The sequence below is a fragment of the Desulfoluna butyratoxydans genome (genome assembly GCF_900699765.1).
In the GTDB taxonomy this organism is placed as follows: domain Bacteria; phylum Desulfobacterota; class Desulfobacteria; order Desulfobacterales; family Desulfolunaceae; genus Desulfoluna; species Desulfoluna butyratoxydans.
In genome coordinates, this window is sequence record NZ_CAADHO010000007.1 from 196,784 (window position 1) to 215,861 (window position 19,078).

The 19,078-nt window shown below is 56.8% G+C and carries 20 protein-coding genes; 11 read left to right on the forward strand and 9 right to left on the reverse strand.

Features of this window, described 5'->3' with window-relative positions; genetic code table 11:
• Positions 1 to 186: 186 nt before the first annotated feature.
• The 6 genes from MSL71_RS18845 (at position 187) to MSL71_RS18870 (ending at position 5,554) form a co-directional block, all read left to right on the forward strand.
• Positions 187 to 951 (forward strand): LamB/YcsF family protein, encoded by a 765-nt coding sequence (locus MSL71_RS18845; RefSeq protein ID WP_180143375.1) that lies wholly within the window; start codon positions 187 to 189, stop codon positions 949 to 951.
• On the forward strand, positions 948 to 1,679 hold the full coding sequence (gene pxpB / locus MSL71_RS18850; protein ID WP_180143377.1) for a 5-oxoprolinase subunit PxpB: 732 nt from the start codon (positions 948 to 950) through the stop codon (positions 1,677 to 1,679). Before MSL71_RS18845 ends, pxpB begins: the two co-directional genes overlap by 4 nt.
• Positions 1,676 to 2,635, forward strand: a complete 960-nt coding sequence (locus MSL71_RS18855; protein ID WP_180143379.1) for a 5-oxoprolinase subunit C family protein — start codon at positions 1,676 to 1,678, stop codon at positions 2,633 to 2,635. The genes pxpB and MSL71_RS18855 overlap by 4 nt, the downstream gene beginning before the upstream one ends.
• Before the next feature lie 127 nt (positions 2,636 to 2,762).
• Positions 2,763 to 3,743, forward strand: a complete 981-nt coding sequence (locus MSL71_RS18860) for a TRAP transporter substrate-binding protein (protein WP_180143381.1) — start codon at positions 2,763 to 2,765, stop codon at positions 3,741 to 3,743.
• 3 nt (positions 3,744 to 3,746) lie between these two features.
• Positions 3,747 to 4,238 (forward strand): TRAP transporter small permease subunit, encoded by a 492-nt coding sequence (locus MSL71_RS18865; RefSeq protein ID WP_180143383.1) that lies wholly within the window; start codon positions 3,747 to 3,749, stop codon positions 4,236 to 4,238.
• Between the two features lie 26 nt (positions 4,239 to 4,264).
• Entirely contained in the window at positions 4,265 to 5,554 is a 1,290-nt protein-coding gene (locus MSL71_RS18870; RefSeq protein WP_246317830.1) for a TRAP transporter large permease, read from the forward strand.
• 82 nt (positions 5,555 to 5,636) lie between these two features.
• Here the strand turns inward: MSL71_RS18870 and MSL71_RS18875 are convergent, their stop codons facing one another.
• From MSL71_RS18875 to MSL71_RS18905, 7 genes are all read right to left on the reverse strand, one after another.
• Entirely contained in the window at positions 5,637 to 6,749 is a 1,113-nt protein-coding gene (locus MSL71_RS18875; RefSeq protein ID WP_180143385.1) for a hypothetical protein, read from the reverse strand.
• A gap of 13 nt (positions 6,750 to 6,762) precedes the next feature.
• A complete protein-coding gene (locus MSL71_RS18880; protein WP_180143387.1) occupies positions 6,763 to 8,346 on the reverse strand; it encodes an MBOAT family O-acyltransferase in 1,584 nt (527 codons plus the stop codon).
• The gene (locus MSL71_RS18885; RefSeq protein WP_180143389.1) at positions 8,346 to 10,055 is read right to left on the reverse strand and encodes a carbamoyltransferase family protein; all 1,710 of its coding nucleotides are present in this window, start codon (positions 10,053 to 10,055) and stop codon (positions 8,346 to 8,348) included. Before MSL71_RS18885 ends, MSL71_RS18880 begins: the two co-directional genes overlap by 1 nt.
• Before the next feature lie 2 nt (positions 10,056 to 10,057).
• On the reverse strand, positions 10,058 to 10,306 hold the full coding sequence (locus MSL71_RS18890; protein ID WP_180143391.1) for an acyl carrier protein: 249 nt from the start codon (positions 10,304 to 10,306) through the stop codon (positions 10,058 to 10,060).
• 83 nt (positions 10,307 to 10,389) lie between these two features.
• Positions 10,390 to 11,463, reverse strand: coding sequence for a radical SAM family protein (locus MSL71_RS18895; protein ID WP_180143393.1), 1,074 nt, complete (start codon positions 11,461 to 11,463; stop codon positions 10,390 to 10,392).
• Complete coding sequence (locus MSL71_RS18900; protein WP_180143394.1) at positions 11,402 to 13,189, reverse strand: fatty acyl-AMP ligase; 1,788 nt, start codon at positions 13,187 to 13,189, stop codon at positions 11,402 to 11,404. Before MSL71_RS18900 ends, MSL71_RS18895 begins: the two co-directional genes overlap by 62 nt.
• 489 nt (positions 13,190 to 13,678) lie before the next feature.
• The gene (locus MSL71_RS18905; protein WP_180143396.1) at positions 13,679 to 13,936 is read right to left on the reverse strand and encodes a hypothetical protein; all 258 of its coding nucleotides are present in this window, start codon (positions 13,934 to 13,936) and stop codon (positions 13,679 to 13,681) included.
• 679 nt (positions 13,937 to 14,615) lie between these two features.
• Between MSL71_RS18905 and MSL71_RS18910 the strand changes: the two genes are divergently transcribed.
• The 5 genes from MSL71_RS18910 to MSL71_RS18930 are packed head-to-tail and all read left to right on the forward strand — an operon-like array spanning position 14,616 to position 17,268.
• Positions 14,616 to 15,212, forward strand: a complete 597-nt coding sequence (locus tag MSL71_RS18910) for a phage tail protein (RefSeq protein ID WP_180143398.1) — start codon at positions 14,616 to 14,618, stop codon at positions 15,210 to 15,212.
• Between the two features lie 12 nt (positions 15,213 to 15,224).
• Entirely contained in the window at positions 15,225 to 15,809 is a 585-nt protein-coding gene (locus MSL71_RS18915; protein WP_180143400.1) for a phage tail protein, read from the forward strand.
• Positions 15,810 to 15,820: 11 nt separating this feature from the next.
• Entirely contained in the window at positions 15,821 to 16,396 is a 576-nt protein-coding gene (locus MSL71_RS18920; RefSeq protein ID WP_180143402.1) for a phage tail protein, read from the forward strand.
• A gap of 11 nt (positions 16,397 to 16,407) precedes the next feature.
• Positions 16,408 to 16,728, forward strand: coding sequence for a DUF6916 family protein (locus MSL71_RS18925; RefSeq protein WP_180143404.1), 321 nt, complete (start codon positions 16,408 to 16,410; stop codon positions 16,726 to 16,728).
• Positions 16,729 to 16,764: 36 nt separating this feature from the next.
• The gene (locus MSL71_RS18930; RefSeq protein WP_180143406.1) at positions 16,765 to 17,268 is read left to right on the forward strand and encodes a GNAT family N-acetyltransferase; all 504 of its coding nucleotides are present in this window, start codon (positions 16,765 to 16,767) and stop codon (positions 17,266 to 17,268) included.
• 132 nt (positions 17,269 to 17,400) lie between these two features.
• On the opposite strand, the gene MSL71_RS18935 is transcribed toward MSL71_RS18930, so the two are convergent.
• Positions 17,401 to 17,766, reverse strand: a complete 366-nt coding sequence (locus MSL71_RS18935) for a hypothetical protein (protein WP_180143408.1) — start codon at positions 17,764 to 17,766, stop codon at positions 17,401 to 17,403.
• Entirely contained in the window at positions 17,763 to 18,899 is a 1,137-nt protein-coding gene (locus tag MSL71_RS18940; protein WP_180143410.1) for a flavin monoamine oxidase family protein, read from the reverse strand. The genes MSL71_RS18935 and MSL71_RS18940 overlap by 4 nt, the downstream gene beginning before the upstream one ends.
• Between the last annotated feature and the right edge of the window lie 179 nt (positions 18,900 to 19,078).

The window sequence follows — 19,078 nt, forward strand, 5'->3', positions numbered from 1 at the left end:
ATTCCTTATCCCGTGCTTTCGCATTGTTTGATCTGTTTTAACGTGCTGGCATGGGTTTTGTGCGTTTGTCGTGCGAAATAAGGCATTCTGATCCCGCTCGGGTGGGGCCTGCTGTTTTTCATGATTTCACTATATTGTGCTGTCTGATCCGGTTCTGCCGGGTGGGCAGGCAGGAGCGACACCCCCATGAAATCCATTGATCTGAACTGCGACATGGGCGAGAGCTTTGGCTCGTATCGCATCGGGGCCGACGAAGCGGTCATGCCCCATATTACATCGGCAAACATCGCTTGCGGCTGGCACGCCGGGGACCCGTCCGTCATGGAACGAACCGTCCGGATGGCTGTGGAACAGGGCGTCAAGACCGGAGCCCACCCCGGGTATCCCGACCCCATGGGGTTCGGGCGGCGTTTTATGGAGCTTTCCTTTGAGGAACTTCGCAACGCCATTGTCTATCAGGTGGGTGCGTTACGGGGCTTTTGCTCCACCCACGGAATCGATATCAGCCATGTGAAACCCCACGGCGCCCTTTACAACAACGCCATGGTCGACGAGACCGTGGCCCGGGGCATTGCCGAGGGCGTGGCCTCCATTGATACGGCCATTCCCGTTTTTGTCCTGGCCGGAAAAAAGGGGCAGAACATGGCCCGCATCTGCCGCGAGAACGGTCTGCGCGTGGTTTTTGAAGCCTTTCCCGACAGGGCGTACACCCCGGAAGGGAACCTGGCGCCGCGTAGTATGGAAGGGGCGGTGAAGACCGATCCTTCGGAGATCGCCGAGCGGGCCCTGATGATGGCCGAGGAGCAGCGGGTGGTGGACACCGACGGCAACACCATCGAGATTGAAGCAGAGACCCTCTGCCTTCACGGGGACACGCCCGAAGCGGCAACCCTGGTGCGCTCCATTCGCAGCACCCTTGAAACATCCGGAGTGATCGTAAAAGCAGTATGAGTACGTGTGAAGATACCCAGCCCGACGGGCTGCTGAAGGAACCGATTATCCGGTGCGTGGGGGACCGGGGGCTTCTCATGGAGCTCTCCGCCACCATCAACCCGGAGGCCAGCCAGAAGATCCGGGCCCTGTGCGGGTCCCTTGCCATCTGTGCGCCGGTGGGCGTGGTGGAGGTGATTCCCACCTACCGATCGCTGATCGTCTCTTATGACCCTGTGAAAACAGGCCCTGAGCTCCTTGAGAGATACCTCAGGGCCCTTGATGAACGGATGGGGGAAACCGAAACCCTTGAGCCCAGAGTGGTGGAGGTTCCGGTGTGTTACGGCGGTGATTTCGGGGAGGACCTTGCCTACGTGGCATCCCACAACGGGCTTTCCGAGGAGGAGGTGATCCGGATTCACGCCGAGCCTCTCTACCCTGTCTACATGCTGGGGTTTACGCCGGGGTTTCCCTATCTGGGGGGGCTTTCCGAGACGATCCACACACCGCGCCTGGCCACGCCCCGCACCAGGGTACCGGCAGGGTCCGTGGGGATCGCCAACAACCAGACCGGGATCTACCCCATGGAGAGCCCCGGGGGGTGGCAGCTCATCGGCCGGTGCCCCATTCGTCTCTTTGACCCGAACCGGAGGGACCCCTTTTACATCAAAGCGGGGGACCTGTTGCGGTTTGTCCCTGTCTCCGCAGAGGCATTTGCGGCCATGGAAGCCGGGGAGGTGAGGGCATGAGTACTTCCGTTGAAGTTTTCCGCGTCAAGGAGCCCGGTCCCATGACCACGGTTCAGGATCTGGGGCGATACGGATATCAGCGCTTCGGCGTGCCGCCTTCAGGGGCTCTGGACACCCGCGCGGCGGTGTTGGCCAACCTTCTGGTGGGCAACCCGGACGGTGCCGCTCTTTTGGAGATGACCTTCTGCGGTGCCACCCTGGAGATTCTTTCTCCCTGCACCCTGGCCCTGTGCGGGGCCACCATGGACGTGAAGGTCAACGGTGCCTCCGTGCCCTGCTGGCGATCCTTTGCTGTTTCGTCCGGCGATGTGGTGGCTGTGGGCATGGCCTCTTCGGGCTGCCGGGGGTACCTGGCTGTCTCCGGGGGTATTGACGTGCCTGAGGTCATGGGCAGCCGCAGCTGCTATGTGGGGGGCAAGTTCGGGGGATACGAAGGCCGGGTCCTGGCCCATGGGGACATGATCTGCGGGTTTGTTCCCGGGGCGAAGGTGCCCCTGCGGCAGATTCCCGAGGCCTTCAGACCCGTATACGGCTCCTCCATTGAACTTCGGGCGGTGGCCGGGCCCCAGGACGACTTTTTTGATGAGGGGCTGTCCCTGTTTTTCAGCCGGGAGTTTACCGTCACCAACCAGGCAAACCGCATGGGGTATCGACTGGAAGGCCCCAAGGTGATCCGAAAGGAGGGGATGCCCAAGAGCATCATCTCCGAGCCCAGCCTTCCGGGTGGCGTCCAGGTGCCCGAAGGGGGCGACCCCATTATCCTGCTCCGGGAGCAGACCGTGGGGGGGTACGCCAAGATCGCTTCGGTGATCTCCGACGACATTTCCCGGGTGGCCCAGGCGCTGCCCGGACAGACCATCCGATTTCAGAGAGTTTTCGTGGAGGAGGCCCACAGAATCACCGTGGCTCGCCACGAGAAGCTCTTGACCCTCAAGGGAATGGATTTGGCCCTGTAACGGGGCGGGCTCGGGACAGGCGATAACAAGCCCCGAGCCCTGTGTGACCGTAGTCGATGCATAAGCCAAGGCAGTGCATCGGGAAGAATGAACCCATTAAACTGAGCATTTAAGGAGTGTTTGATTCATGAAGAGTATAAAGACACTGTTTGTTGTGACGATTCTCGTCCTTTTTACCGGCAGCGCTGCCATGGCCGAAGCCATGAAGCTGGATTTAAACGCCGTCTACGGCGCCACCAGCTTCCATACCCAGGGTGCCATGGATTTTGCCAAGCGTGTTGAAGCCCACTCCAACGGTTCTGTTCTCATCACGGTTCATCCCGGCGGCAGCCTTGGTTTTAAGGGACCCGAGCTTTTGAAGGTGGTCAAGGACGGCCAGGTTCCCATGTCCGACATCCTCATGGGTGTCGTGGCCGGCAGCGCCCATGTGTTCGGCGTCAGCTCCCTGCCCCGTCTGGTCAAGTCCTATGACGAAGCCAAGGCCCTGTATGCAGACTGCAAGCCCCTCTATGAAAAATCCGCCCGCAGGTGGAACCAGAAGCTCCTCTATGCCGCGCCCTGGCCCCCCAGCGGCCTGGTCACCAAAAAAGCCATTGTCACCCGCGCCGATATTGACGGCATCAAGACCCGGACTTACGACAAGAACGGCGCCGAGTTCCTCCGCGCCCTGGGTGCCATGCCCCTGTCCATGCCCTGGGGCGAGGTGTACGCCTCCCTTCGTACCGGCATGATCGACTCGGTCCTGACATCTTCCGAATCCGCCAAGAATGGTAAATTCTGGGAAGTCCTCAGCCACTTTGAGCCCATCAACTACGCCTACCCCCTGAACATGGTCACCATCAACCTCGACTACTGGAACGCCCTGTCCAAGGACCAGCAGGCAGCCATGCTGAAAGCCGCGTCCGAAACCGAAGCAGCCCAGTGGGCGGCCTCTCAGGCACGAAGCGAAGAGGCCCTGAAGGCCATTGCCGCCGAGGGCATCACCGTGACCCCCGAGAGCCCCGAGCTTACCGCCGAGCTGGATGCCGCCGCCCTGGCCATCCAGAAGAAGTTTCTCAAGAAGGCCAAAAAAGCCGAGAAGGCCCTTTTAAACACTTACATAAAGTAGACCATGAAAAAACTCATCTCACTCAGTGATGCGTGCTCCAAGGCCGGGGGCTATGTCTCCGGCCTGTTCATGCTTCTCATCGTGGCGCTGATTACCGTGGAGATCTGTGCGAGGACCCTTTTTGACGCCTCCACCCTCATCGGTGACGAGTACAGTGCCTACTTTTTTGTTGTGGTGGTCATGATGGGGCTCTCTTTTTCCATGAAAGAGGGGGCCCACATCCGGATCTCCCTGTTGCGGGGTAAACTGCCCGAGCCGGCCCTTACGGTGCTGGACCTGGCGGTTCTGGCCGGGGCCATTGCCCTTACCGGTTTTGCGCTTTACCATGCCGTTCTCATGACCTATGACGTCTGGGACCTGGGCATGACGGCCGACTCCATCTCCGAAACCCCCATTTATATTCCCCAGCTGGTCATCCCGGTGGGCCTTTTGCAGCTGATCCTGCAGCTTACCGGTGATTTTTTGAGGAGGTTGTCATCGTTTCAGATCCGCTAATTCTAACCTTTTTGCTGTTCGGGGTGATGTTTCTGCTCCTGTTGTCCGGCCTCTGGATCGGCTTTTCCCTTATGGGGGCCGGGGTGATGGGGATGTTGATGTTCAAACTCAACCTGCCCCCCACCATTTCAGTCTGGGACAAGATCGGCGGCCTTCTGGCCAACTCCATCTGGAACAGCACCAACTCCTGGTCCCTGACGGCCCTGCCGCTTTTTATCCTCATGGGGGAGATTCTTTACCGTACCCAGATCTCCACCCGGCTGCTGAACGGCCTTCAGCCCTGGCTGGCAGGGATTCCCGGCCGCCTGCTCCACATCAACGTGGTGGCCTGCTCCTTATTTGCCGCGGTGTCTGGGTCCAGTGCCGCCACCACGGCCACCGTGGGGAAGATCACCCTGGATGAGCTCTCCAAGAGGGGCTACGACCGCAGCATCGCCATCGGCTCTCTGGCAGGGGCCGGGACCCTGGGGTTTCTCATCCCGCCCAGCCTGATCATGATTATCTACGGGATCCTTTCAGATACCTCCATCGGCAAGCTCTTCATTGCCGGGGTCATTCCCGGCCTGTGCCTGGCATCGGCCTACGCCGCCTATATCATGGTGCGCGCCATGATGGACCCCAACGTCATGCCGAAAGAAGAGGAGAGCCACACCTTCAAAGAGAAGATCGCGGCCTCCCGGGAGCTGTTTCCCGTGCTTCTGCTCATCATCGTGGTGTTAGGCGGAATCTACATGGGGATCACCACCCCCACGGAGGCGGCTGCCATCGGTGTGGTGGGGGCCCTGATCCTTGCGGTGTGGTTTAAGAACCTGACCGTGGAAAACTTTCGGGAGGCGGTGCTCTCCGCCGTGAAGACCACCTCCATGATCTCTTTTATCATCGTGGGAGCGGCCTTTCTCTCCCAGGTGGTGGGGTTTGTGGGCATTGCCCGTGCCTTGAGTCTTTACATCACGGGTCTGGGGCTCTCTCCCTATGTGCTGATCTTTGTCATCGCCATCATGTACCTCTTCCTGGGCATGATCCTGGACGGGATCTCCATTGTGGTGATGACCCTTCCCATCGTGCTGCCCATTGTGGTGGCCGCAGGGTTTCACCCCCTGTGGTTCGGGATTTTTCTCGTTTTCATGGTGGAACTCTCCCAGATCACGCCCCCGGTGGGCTTCAGCATCTTTGTCATCGAAGGGATCTCAGGCGAGAAGGTGGGGGACATCCTCAAGGCCACCTTCCCCTTTTTCGTCATCATGATCCTTATGGTGATCGCCATTACGGCCTTCCCGGACATTGTCTTCTACCTGCCCAACCAGATGGTGGACTAACCGCAAAGGCAGTCTGGCTCTTTAAGAAATCAAAAGGGAGCGTTCCTGGTTTTCAAACCTGGGGGCGCTCCCTTTTTTTGTGTCAGTGCTTTGAGGGGGTATTCAGGCAGGTTGAGGTCCGAACCATGAGGTCAGTCCGGATTTTCTCACAGCAGAGGTCGATATTCTTCCGGGTGAGCCTGATGCCGAACCCTTCCGGCATGGAAGGGGAGGGCCTTTCAAAGATCCTGTCCAGGATCAGGTTCCCCACCTCGGGTTTGTAGTGGCTGGCTTCAAAATACCACCGCATGCCATCCACCGAGGTTGTGTCGGGAAACGGCTCCGTTGTGATGGGGTTGTATCCGCAGAACTGCCATACCGCCACATCGGATCGGTTTGCGCTGGGGCCCCCATGGGCGATGTCCACCACTTTTCGCATCCAGGTCTCAAAGTCGTCGTAGACGCCGCATGCCGCCATGCGATCCAGAATCTCTGCGTGAAAAGGGGACACAAAGAGGATGAGCCGGATATTCCGGGTCCGGCATTCGTTGACGATGCGCTCCAGATAGAACCAGCCCCTGCCCTGGTCCACGGGGACGGTTGACACCTCTCGAAAGGAGCGCTCGGCCTGGTCCAGATAAGATCGGTACTTTTCAGGTGGCTGTTGTTTGGGTGGGGTTGGCCTGAAGCCGTTGGACAGGACGCGGTGAGATTGAGACCATTTTTCTTTGTGGGTCGCCAGGGAATCTTTCAGGGTCTGGAAGCCCAGGGCGCTTTGCAGGGCACTGACCGGTGTAAAATCATCGTTGGTTAAATCGTTTACTTTTCGTTCCATGGTAAAGTCCAGGCCGATGATGATGGTGGACAGTGTGTTTTTGTCCCACATGAACCGCAGCACCGTGTGCATGTTTTCCAGGCTGCACCCGGAAAAGGAAGCATTGTAGATGTTGCCGTCCGGTGCGGGGTAGTCTGGGTCAATACCCATCCAGGCCCTGGAATTTCCCATGACCAATGTCTGATAGCCCCCATGGCGCACCCGGTTGATGGTGACGTTGGCCCAGGTCCTTCGGGATGGGAACACCACCAGCCGCTTCTCATCAGCTCCTTTTATACCCATAAACACTTCATTGGGATCTGCCCGGAAGTTAACGGCTCCGATGCCCCCGAGAAAAAGGGCGGTGAGCAGGCACAGGCGTGTCAGGTAGGAGGTGAACATGGGGTCCCTCGTTTCAAAAATGGAAATAGATAAAATCACCACTGCCGCAGCCACCCGGATCCACCACCTGGCTGATCATCAGCGCCAGGCCAAGAGCCATCCCAACGAGCACGGCTGCAGAGGGTTCCCTGTACCACCGGCTCCATGAAGATTCGTCATGCGTTTGGGGGGGGATGCCGGAGCCGATGCGGGTGGAAAGGGCATAGACATTGGGGCAGGCAAAGGCTATCCCCAGGGCCATAATCAGGGTGCCGGAGAAAACCCATTTGGACTGGGCCAGGACGATGCCGTCAAAAACCCCGTGGAATTTGATCCCGAAAACCGAGAGCCATCCCAGGGCAGGCTCCAGGGCTCTGGGCAGGGACACAAGGCCACACCCTGCCATGGCTTTGAAGAGGACCTTGGCCTGGTCCAGGCTCTGGCACCGGAATACCACGGATACAAAAAGGCAAAAAAAAGCCGTTGCGGCCGTTCCCCAGTATTTATGAGTCTTCGCAGCTTTCTTTTTTGGGAAAAACGATCCGTGGAGGAAAAACAGAACCATCATCACCCCGTTGAGAACCCCCCACAGAAGAAAATTCCAGGAGGCGCCGTGCCAGAGCCCGGAAAGGCTGAAAGTCAGAAGGGTTGCCGTGCACACGGACCACCGCGTCCTGGCCACCGGGCTGCCCAGGGGCATTTTTTTCATGGCTGCCATCATGGGAAGCATCAGGTAATCGGCGAGGAAGCGATAGAGGCTTATGTGCCACCGCAAAAAAAGCTGGGGCAGGTTCCGGCTGCGGTAGGGGGAGTCAAAATTCACGGGAAGGACCAGGCCGAACATCCGCGCAATGCCCAGGGCCATGTCCGAATAGGCGCTGAAGTCAAAGTAGAGCTGGAGGTAAAACCCCACGCTGCCCAGCCAGGCGGCGGCCATGGACACCTCCTGCCCCTGGGCTGCTGCGTGAAAAATGGATCCCACCATGGGGGCCAGGCTGTCTGCAATGAGCACTTTTTTCAGCACCCCAAGGGTAAAGACAAAGGAGCCCACGGCAAGGTGCTCGACATGAAACCTGAAGGTCTCTTTCCGTTTCAGCTGAGGAACCAGCTCCTGGTACCGGACGATGGGGCCGGCAATGAGCTGGGGGAAAAAACTGACGAACAGGGCGTAACGAAACAGCCGCGTCTCTTTGATCTTTCCCTTGTACGTGTCCACGAGAAAGGCGATCTGCTGAAGGGTAAAAAACGACAGGCCCAATGGAATAAGGATGTCCATAAAGGCGTTCTGGCTGCCCGAAGGGATCTCAACGAAGAGCAGCCCCTGGCACTTGTAATAGACCAGAACACCCAGGTTCAGCACGATCCCTGACCACAGAAGTCCTTTTTTGACCTTGGACCCGACCCTTTCTTCTGCAAAGGTCCTGGCCAGGTAGAAGTTGGCCCCGATGGATATAAGGAGAAGGACCAGGTTGGCGGACGTACCCAGGGCATAAAAGACGAGGGAAGAGGCAAGCAGCCAGCCTCGGGCATATCCAGCGCTTTTCCGGCCGAGGAGAAAATAGCCGGTTAGGGCCACAGGCAAAAAGAGAAAGATGAATTCAGGAGCGTAAAACAGCATCACGCCTCTTTTCGGATGAGGTAATCACCGATCACCAGGGCATCCAGGCCCGTGGTGAAGAACAGGCCCACGGCATCTTCCAGGCTGTGAACCAGGGGCTTTCCCATGATGTTCATGCTGGTGTTCAGGACCAGGGGGATGCCGGTCAATTGATGGAAGTGGGTGATGAGGCCATGGAATGCCGGGTTGGCCTCCCCATGGACCGTCTGCAATCTTCCGGTGCCGTCTTTATGGACCACGGCTGGAACATCGTCGACCTTGCTCGATTGGAAGGGCAGGGTAAAGGACATGTAGGGGGATTCCATTCCGAACTGAAACCAGCGATGGGTTTCGGACGCCAGCACTGCCGGAGCAAAGGGCCTGAAATCCTCCCGAAACTTGACCTCCCGGTTGATGCGGTCCTTGAGGGTGCCGTTGCGGGGATCCGCCAGGATGGATCTGTTCCCCAGGGCCCTTGGGCCATACTCGGCCCGGCCCTGGACCCAGCCCAGGATCTGGCCCCGGGAGAGGCGTTGGGCTGCTTTTTCATGGATGGTGCCGGGGTGGTGGGAGATCCTGCCGGGGGGGAAAGAGCGTGTCAGCCGTGTCATGGCTTTTGGGTCCATCTCGGAGCCAAGGTAGGGGGAGGCCCAGGGACCATGGTTTATTTGTGCTTTGTGTTCGCGGCGATCGCTCATAAAGGCCAGCATGGCGGCACCGGCGGCATTGCCGTCGTCTGCCGGCGAACAGGGAACATGGACGGCTTCGAACCCGGTCTTCCGAAGGATTTTGCCGTTGAAGGAGGAGTTCAGCGCGCAGCCGCCCCCCAACACCAGGTTTGTCGATCCGCCACGGTGATACACCCCCTGGAGTAGCGCCAGCATCCGCTCTTCAAACACCTGCTGGCCGGTACAGGCCATATCTTCCCTTGTAAATCCGCCCCCGCCTTCAAGGCGACGGAGCACTTGAGCCAGGTCCCGTTTCCTGCCCTGGAGCAGTTGCCCGTTGTCGTAGCGTACCAGGGAGGCCAGCTCCTTTTCCAGCTGGGCGCGGTGTTGACCGTAGGCGGCCAGCCCCATGACCTTACCCTCTTCGCCCTTGCGCCAGTCAAACCCGCACCATTCTGTCAGTTTGGCGTAATAGGCTCCGAGGCTTCCCGGTCCCCAGGACCGTCCCAGGGGGGTTAAGGCCTCCTGGTCGTAAAGGTAGCTGGAAACCGACCCGATCTCCCCTTCACCATCGGCGATCACGCATAGGGCCCGGTTAAAGGGGGAGGTGAAGCAGGCATTGGCCGCATGGGTCAGGTGATGGTCATAGGAACGGATCTCGATTTTGTCACAATCGAAATAGTGGGACAGAAGATAGGACAGGTGAGTGCCGCAGCCTTCATAGGCTTTTTTCTGGGACCACATCAGCCATTGGCCGTCTGATTCCCGGAGCAGAGACTCGCCTTGTCGGTTGCCCGGGCTGAGGGAAGGGGGCGCATCAAACGGTTTGCCCAACAACCCCGGGGTACGCCAGCAGGTGGCGACGACCACGCCTTCACGGGGGGCGCAATGGGCCCGGAGGACATCCCGGAGGTATCCCCCGTGATCCGGGGGCAGGTCCCAGGCCCTTTTCTGTTGGAAATAGCGCTCCAGGGCCTGGGCAAAGACCAGGTCTCCTTCCGGCGAGACAACGGCAACGGCAGGGTCGTGGCAGGTGTTGGCAAGGCCGATGTAATAGGGCATGGTCAGGCCTCTTCTCTTTGAGGGACGGCCAGCACCATTCCCCGAAGGGTTCTGGTTTCGAACAGGACCGTGGGGTCCAGCTCCAGCCCCAGCCAGTCTTCCAGCCAGCCTCCAAGGGCTAAAAGATCCATGGAGCTCAGTCCGTAATGGGTGTCCAAAGGGACGTCAACAAGGATTTCATCCGGTGTCATTCGCAATTGTGCTGACAGTCGATTTTTGAGGAACTGCAGGATTTCCGGCTCTGTTTTCATCTCTCCTCCCATGTGAACTGTGTCTGGCAATGAATTCCCAAGGCACCGCAGAGACCCTTTACGGCAGCGGTCTCAAAGGCTTTCTAACCACAGCAGTCTTCGCAACACGCTTCAAATACCGTGATATCTTCTCCTTTTTTGACGTGTTCAAGAAGGCACGACGGCACCAGCTTGCCCTGGTACACCATGGCATCGGGGCAGCCCCGGCACAGGTTCCATCCCTGGGAAAGCCGGACGGGAAGATTCACCACAATCACGGTCTGAATGGATACACCCTGGTGATCGAGTATGGGGGAACGCTTATCAAATGGGGTAAATTTGTACCGGCCCCGGGTTTGAAAATGGTTCTCCTGAATGGACTGAAACATGCTTGGCGTCACGGTTTTCCATGGTTTCCCGTTTCGGAAAACCGTGGATGCATACAGCCACCCGAAGTCATCGTTGTACAGTTTGGGGATCCAGGCACACCAGGTAAGGCAAAGCTCCTTACGGATCTTTTCCAGAAGGCCATGCAGGTTCTCCTGGTGACGCTCCTTGTCGGGGCTCAGGATCTCCTCCCTGTAGACGGTCAGGGTGACCGTATCGATGATGTCGGAATGTTCTCTGAAAAACGGTGCCAACACCTCCAGGTCGGAGACGGTTTGTTCGGAAACGGGCATGATGAACCCAAGATGAATATCGGAGACCTTTCGAAACATTCGGCAGAAGTCGGCTCGGAGCTGATTGACCTGGGCTTCGTCCTCTCCCCGTCCCTGGAATTTGTCCACATGGAGCTGAATGCAATCCACTCCGATCTTCTTTAAGTGGTTCAGCTTCGCTTCATCCAAAAGCAACCCGTTGGTCAAAAGCCCGACCTTCACATCCTGGCTTTTGATATGGGCCACCAAGGCATCCAGCTCCGGGTAGAGCAGGGGTTCTCCCCCTGCAATGGAGATGGTCTGGACGTTTCGTTTCTTTATGAGGAACGCAACCTGCTCCTTGAGGTCGTCAAGATCCGCATGGGAGGGGGCATACCCGTTTTCCGAAACGCCCCGATAGCAGCCGGGACAGCGGAGCTGGCACTGGGTTGTCGGTTCGATCCATCCGTTTGCATTGTTACGACCCGACCAGGGAATCGTGTAAAGACCTTTCGGATGAAAGGCTTTTGGGGCAGTCATGGCTTTCCTCCATTCGGTTTCTTATAAGGCTGGGGTGGGACGATGGGCCAAAGGGCAGGGCCAGGCGGCGATCCATGTACTGCTGGCGGCACCGGTGCCTTTTGATTTTTCCGCTGGTTGTCCTGGGTAACTTTCCTCGCAAGCTGAATACCAGGTCATATAAGGGGATTTCGTGGGTTTCCATGACGGCGCGGCAGGCTGCTTCAACCATGTCCTGCCGTGTCTCCGGTGATGCCTCCGATGCGATTTCACAGGCCGCCACCGGGTGCTCGCCATGGCCTGTCTCGACCGGGAACAGGGCGCATCCCCCCGACCGGAACCCTTCATGGCACATGGAAATCGTGTGTTCCATGTCTTCGGCAAAATAGTTTTCCCCGTTGATGATGAGAACATCCTTGAGCCGCCCTGCAACATAGAGTTCTCCGTCTTCGAGCAACCCAAGATCGCCGGTGCGAAACCAGAGGCGTGCCGAGTTGTCCCCCCGGACGAAGAATTGCGCCGTAAGCCCCGGATTCTTCCAGTATCCTTTGGCAACACTGCTTCCGCTGACCCAGATCTCTCCAATCTCGCCATCGTTCAAATCGACTCCGGAGTCGGGGTCGACGATCCTGATCTGGTGATCTCCCGTGGCAGATCCGCAGCTTATCATGTCCCCGGAAAGGAACAGGTGCCCCTTCCCGGGTGCTTTGCGGACTTTGGAATGCCCACGTGATACGTAGGTTTTTCCTGCGGGTTTAACCGAGACAATCAAGGTCGCCTCGGCCAGGCCGTAACCTGGAGAAAAGGCGGTGCGTCTGAACCCTGCCGACTTGAATCTGGCATAAAAGAGCTCAAGGGTGGAGCGCCTCACCGGTTCGGATCCGGAATAGGCAGTGCTCCAGGAGCTTAGATCCAGTCCGGCAACATCCCGGTCCGGGATTTCCCGTGCGCAGAGTTCGTAGGCGAAATTCGGCGCCCCGGAAAACGTGCCGCCATGGGTTGACATGGCCCGAAGCCAGGACACCGGCTTCATGATAAAGGACAAGGGGTCGAGAAGTACCGACGTGCAGCCCAGGACCACAGGCTGGACAACATGGGCCACAAGCCCCATGTCATGGAACAGGGGCAGCCAGGAGACGCTGACGCTTTGGCGGGACAGCCCGAAATGGCGGGAAAAGGCCAGGGTGTTTTCCAAAAGGTTGCCGTGGCTGATCATCACCCCCTTGGGGGTGCCTGTGCTGCCGGACGTATACTGGAGGAAGGCCAGGTCATGGGGGTCAGGGGCGATGTGCGTCCATTGGCCAGTTCCTTCCGATGCAAGGTCCTCCACCGATATCCAGCGATAAGTTTCTGGGGAAAAAAGGCTCTCCTTTTTACTCCGGGCAATCCGGTCCACGATATGACGGTCGGCAAGGAGGTGATCTGCCCCGGAGTCGCCGGCCACTGCCCGGACCCTCTGCCAGGACCTTCCATGGCGGGGTACTGGCATTGGCACGGGGATCACACCGGCATAGATACATCCCAAAAAGCCCACGACGAGGCTGATCCTGTTTTCCATCAGCATGACCATGGGGCGACCGGACAGGCCCATGGACTGCAACCTGAAGGCAACGCAGCGTGCCTGGGCATCCAGTTCCCTGAAGGAAATGGATGCCAGCTCACTGCCGTCTCTGCCAAGGGATACAAAAGCCTTTTTCTCCGGCATGGAGACGGCCTTTTCCTGAAGTGCCCGGATCAGGTTACTCACCTTTTACCTCATCACATATTCAGTTGATGAAAGGAAACCTTCTGCCAGCGATAAACATGAGGCGTAGGTTATGGCCCCATGGCTTTACGGGAGGATGAGAAAACAATCCTTACCAGCGTATATCTACAGCTCCGGAGATGGCCGGCGCGCGCTGTTGAAAAATATGTGGTTTACGATGTGTAGAAAACTATGTCCGTTCTGGCGTTGTGGACAGTTCATCTGTCCTGGGCGTAACGGGCCTGCAGCTTCTTTTTACTTGGATCCGACAGAGTTGAAGGAAGGAGGTCAGCGGTCGGAACGTCTGTATGGCTTACCATATCGTCGCCTGAGGTGAATTGATTCGCTGCGTGCTACGGGTCGAAAAGAGAACAAGGAAGCAACTCGCTTACGTGAATATATCCGGGACATGCGAAGGGTATGGAGAATATTTTCCGGATTTGCGAGTCATTGTTAACGTATGGCTATCAAAGCAAATGTAGTTTTGTGTTGTCAAGGAAAAATCCCTGTCTGCCCATGAGGAAAAAGGCGTCGGGGTAACAGGGTGACAGGAATCGTTTGTTTGAAATCAAGTATTCTTCTGAATTGCTTCTTCCACCCTTGAATGGCCTGAGGAAATAGAAATACTCCATCCGTTTCTGCCTTTGCCTGGAGGCTTGTTAATACGTGAAAATCTCCAGCTTTTTTGCTCGGCATCTCTAATGGTAATTTTCTTTTTTTGTTGATTTTTTTTGTGTTGTGTGCTTTCATGGAGAACATAAAAATACTTTTCGAGTAAATGCCAAGCAACCCTCGTTCCGTAGCTTTTGAACCCTTTCATTATGCGGACGGAACACGATTTATGCCCTCCTTATTCGTCTCTTCAAAGGTGACGATGTGATGCAACCCAGTTCTTCAGTGTCTGCTAACGAAGGCCGCTTCTCTTTAATGGTGAAACCTTCACTCGCAGGGTTGCCTCAGGTGAACCTTCTGTAAGTCACACCTTTGAAATGTTAGACAAACAGCCCTCAAGAAAAAATTAAGCTAAACTGAGCCGATAGAACCGGTGCGTCCAAATCCTGCGGTTTTTTTACGGTGTGTCTCTTTTGCTTTTTTCTTTGAAGAGGCCGCGTATGAAATCGTCATGATTCTGTTACTTTACTTGACCCGGATGCTTCACGGGTCGAGTGCTCCCTTATTCAAGGCATCAGAGCATGAGATCCCGTGGTTTATCTTAACGCTCTGATACCGCAAAGGATGGGTGCACCCGGCTCGCCCGAAGGGTGGGAAAATTGACCAGGAAACGATGAACGCCATGTTGCATGTTTCACGCGTCTTAACTTTTCTCATGAAATATCCGGGTTCGCGTCCCGCCGAAGATGGGCCCAATGGTCTGTCTTCCTGACAAAAACAACGAATGAATCAGGTTTTTTCAAAAGGGGGGGAATGCATGGATCCTTACATAGGAGAAATTCGACTTTTCGGAGGGAACTTCGCGCCCAGGAACTGGTTTCTGTGCGACGGGAGACTCCTTGCGGTGTCACAGTACGTCTCTTTGTTTTCGATTATTGGTAACGCGTACGGTGGTGATGGTGTGAGTAACTTTGCCCTTCCGGATTTGAGGGGCAGGACTCCGGTGGGCCTGGGCCAGGGGCCGGGCCTTTCCATCTATTGGACCATGGGCATGAGTGCCGGCCAGGAAGCGGTCACCTTGAACCAGGCAACCATGCCGTCCCACGGCCACAGCACCCAAAATTCCATTTCAGTGGCCTTGAAGGCAACCAGGTTAAAAGGGCAGGACACTGCCCCTGATAACGGCAGCTTTTTGGCAGCAGGCGATAACGTGGAAACATCCCCGGCCCACAGCATTGAAAACTACATCTCACCCCCCGGCCAGGACAAGCAGGTGGCATTGAAGGGGGCAGCGATCAACAGCCAGGTTGTGGCGTCGGATACCGGTGGAAGCACCGCGCATCAGAATATGCAACCGTGGGTAGCAACAACCTATATCATTTGCTGGGATGGCATCTATCCACCCAGATCTTAGAAAGGAGGCCCCATGTCCGAACCGTTTATTGGTGAAATACGTTTGTTCACAGGCAATTATGCGCCGAGATACTGGGCCCTATGCAACGGTGCCATCCTCAGCGTCAGTCAGCACACCAGCCTTTTTGCCGTGCTGGGCAGCTATTTTGGAGGAAATGGCCGGACAACCTTCGCGTTGCCCGACATGAAAGACAGGGCGGTTATTGGCACGGGCATGGGGCCCGGGCTCAGTGACCGACGGATCGGGTTTACTGGAGGGCAGTTCACCGCGGGCATCGCCCAGAACCAAATGCCTCTCCATTCGCATGATGTGGACGTCAACGCCGGAATCCTGTTCCATGCGGGAACGGAAAACGGCGTAAACCACGAACCCGAGGAGGGGAACTACATCGCCGTAAGCTTTGGAGACGAAACCGGAACACAGGTGAACTGGTACTCGGAGACCGATGATGACCTTGTGCAGCTTGGCGGCGTAAAGACTTCGGGAAGCACAACGGTCTTGAATACTGGCGGTGGTCTGGCCCATATCAATGAGCAGCCTGGGCTTGGAGTGAACTTTATCATCGCCCTGGAAGGTATTTTTCCCACTAGGTCGTAAAGGAGGTCGGTATGGCTGATCCATTTCTTGGTGAAATACGCATGTTCTCAGGCAATTTTGCTCCCAGGGGCTATGCCTGGTGTGATGGAAGCCTGGTGACGATATCTGAATTTCCAGCGTTGTTCGCGATTCTGGGGACGCGCTACGGCGGTGACGGAAGGACGAACTTTGCCTTGCCGGATTTGAGGGGCCGACTTCCCGTGGGGTGCGGAGATGTCTACTACCTGGGGCTGGCAAGGGGGCAGGAGTTCGTTCAACTGACCCAAAACAATCTGCCTCCCCATAACCACGGCGTCACAGAGCAGACCGTGGCAAGCATCCAGGCAACCACCAAAAAGGGCGGCAAGGCCGTTCCAACCTCGAATTCACGGCTCGCAGCCGGTTGGAGTTCAACTTTTAACTTGGATCTGGAAAATTACCTGAACTCAGGGGCCACGGAAGACGTTTCCCTGGGAGGCATCGATGCTTCTGTTACTTCCGTGCTGAGTTCATCCGGTGCGTCCCAGAAGCATCACAACATTCAACCCTGTTTGAGCATGATGTATATCATTGCGGTCCAGGGTACTTTTCCGCCCCGGGCCAACTAATGGGAGGTGATATGAACTCTTCAAAAACAGTGAAGGAACTGGCCGAACTGGCCCATACGGATTTCGCGGAGGGCGTGGAGGTGTCTATTCACCATCCCAACGGCCTTATTCAAGGGGTGTTAAAAGAGATCAACCCGTTGCGGTGCTCGGAAGAGTCACCGGGAAGGAAGCAGCCTTTTTCACTTCTTTTTCAATGTGACAAGGCCTCCCCTGCGTATCAGGCCACAGTCCAGCTGAACCTCGGCGAGTTCTGTCTGGAGCATGTGATGATCACCCCTGTCCAGGGAGAAGAAGACAGCCCGTACATGTTTTACGAAGCTGTGTTTAACTGATCTATAAACAATCAAACACAGGTGCTGAAAAAGATCATGATGCGTACCATGCCCTCACAGGTCCTTTCCTTTCGTCCGGTGGACAAAAAGGATACGGAATTCCTTTTTCAGGTCTACGCCTCCACCCGGTTGGAAGAGATGTCTTCAACCGGGTGGGGCGAACCGGAGATCCATGCCTTTTTGCGTGACCAGTTCGCTCTCCAGCATGCCCACTATTCCCGCCACCATGCCGAAGGGGATTTTTCCGTTATCCTTCTGGATAAAGCCCCTGTGGGGCGCTTGTACCTGGATGCTTCCAGGGACGGGATTCGGATCATGGACATCGCCCTTCTGCCCCGGTTCAGGAAACAGGGCATCGGCACCCGGATTTTTCAAGATCTTATCGCCCGGGCAGACGGGGAGGCTCTTGGGCTGAGCCTGCATGTGGAACGGCATAACCCCATTCTGGCCTGGTATCACCGGCTGGGGTTCGAAACCAGAAAGGATCTTGGCGTCTATCTTTATCTGGAACGGGTTCCCAAGGCTCGTGCAGCACGATAGGTGACATTTTGCCGGCTGTTTTTCTGTTCTGAATGGCATTGTACCACGTGAAAGCGGTCTCCCGGTTCAACCCTGGGGGCCGCTTCTTTTTTTCACACCCTTGGCGATGCCGTGAGCGCTGAGTCAAACCTGTCACTTCCTGGAGACACATTCCACTACGCCCATAAAAAGTACGATGGTACAGATCAGTTTTATCCACAAGTGTGTGTAGGCCATGTGGAAGTGATCAAAAGCAAAATGCATGGCAAGGGCAGAGAAGAGGAACAGAAGGACAGAAAAGGCCATGCCGAAGATCTCCTCTTCCCGGATGCGGAACAGACCGGAGACCTTGCCGCCGATTTGCATCAGCGGGGTCCGGACAAGCATGAAAAAGAGAATCAGCGGAACGATGCACGGCACGAGAAGGAGTACGCGAAAGGCCTGTGTCGCGATGTCCCGGGGAGAGCGCCTGATAAGCCAGTACAATGCGGAAAAGTAGATAAAGAAGAGGACAATCATACGTGTGTTGCTTTCTGGTTGCATGTCAAAGGGGCCTGGTTCACCGCGCGGGCTGCCCTCTCGCCGCTTGCCAGGGCCCCTTCCAAGTACCCGGCCAGGTGGTGGGCGGTTTCGGTGCCGGCAAAGTGGAACCGGTTGTCCCAGGTGGTGGTTTTCCCAGACGGCAGATGAAACTCAGGGTGGTTGTGGGCGGCTCTGAGGTCGTATTCGGTGGCTGTAAAGGGCTCCCTGGACCAATCCTGATAGTAAAAGGCGGTGGGGTGTGCTGCCTCCTCTCCGAAGAGTGTGCCTAACTGAGCCAGCATGGCGGGCACCATGGCCTCCTTCTCTTTTCTCCGAAGGGCGGGCGTGGCAAGGAAACCGGTGAGGCCGAAGGGTGCCCCCGTTTCAATGGAACCGTCGTGGATTTCGCCCAACGGGCCATGATAACTGAACCCCTGGCCGGAGAGACCCAGTTGTCGCCAGGCGGCTTCGTCATACAGGGCAAAGAATTTGGCGTGGCCGGCCATCCAGGTGTTGGCCCGGAGCATGGATTGGGTGAGGTCGTGGGGCAGATCCGGTGTAAAGAGGATGGACCGTGCGGCCAGCCGGGGCGGCATGGCCAGAATGACGCGGGAGGCTTTGATGCGGCACTCAGGCGGCTCATCAAGCACGCCCACGCTCACAAGGATGCCGTCTTCCTGCCTTTCGATGTCGCATACCGGATGGCTTAGCCTTACCGTCCCTTGGGGAAGGCGTTTATACAATCCCTCCACAAGGGCGCTCATGCCGCCGTGAAGTCGCCAGCCCGGAGGATCCATGGGCTGTCCCTCCATGGTGACGACCTTGCCGTCCCGGGTCTGGAAACGGCAGTACCCTGTTTCAAACTGGGGGTAGCCCGTAAGGTGAAGGGCGTTGATGAGGGCACAGACCCTCGGGTTGAGGGCGGGCCAGTACCACGAGGGGCCGAGGTCCGCCGAGAAACCGTTTGGTCCGGTGCAGAGGATTCGCCCCCCGATACGGTCCCGGGCTTCCAGCAGAAGCACCTCTTTCTTCTCGGCAGCCAGGATACTGGCTGCGTAGAGTCCGCTTAACCCTCCGCCGATGATGAGGGTGTCTGTTTCTTCTATGACGTTTTTTTTCTCAATGACCATGGGAGCAGCTCTTTGATAGTGACGTAGACCGGATGTTCATGAAGAAACGATGGAGCCAAAGTAATAATAGATCATTTCAGCTTATGCTTCCGGCGCCCCTTGCGGGGGCAAGCTTTTGAAAAGTTAAACAAACAGGTCTTGATGGTTTGCCTTGGATAACGTTTGGGCCTTGATCTTCA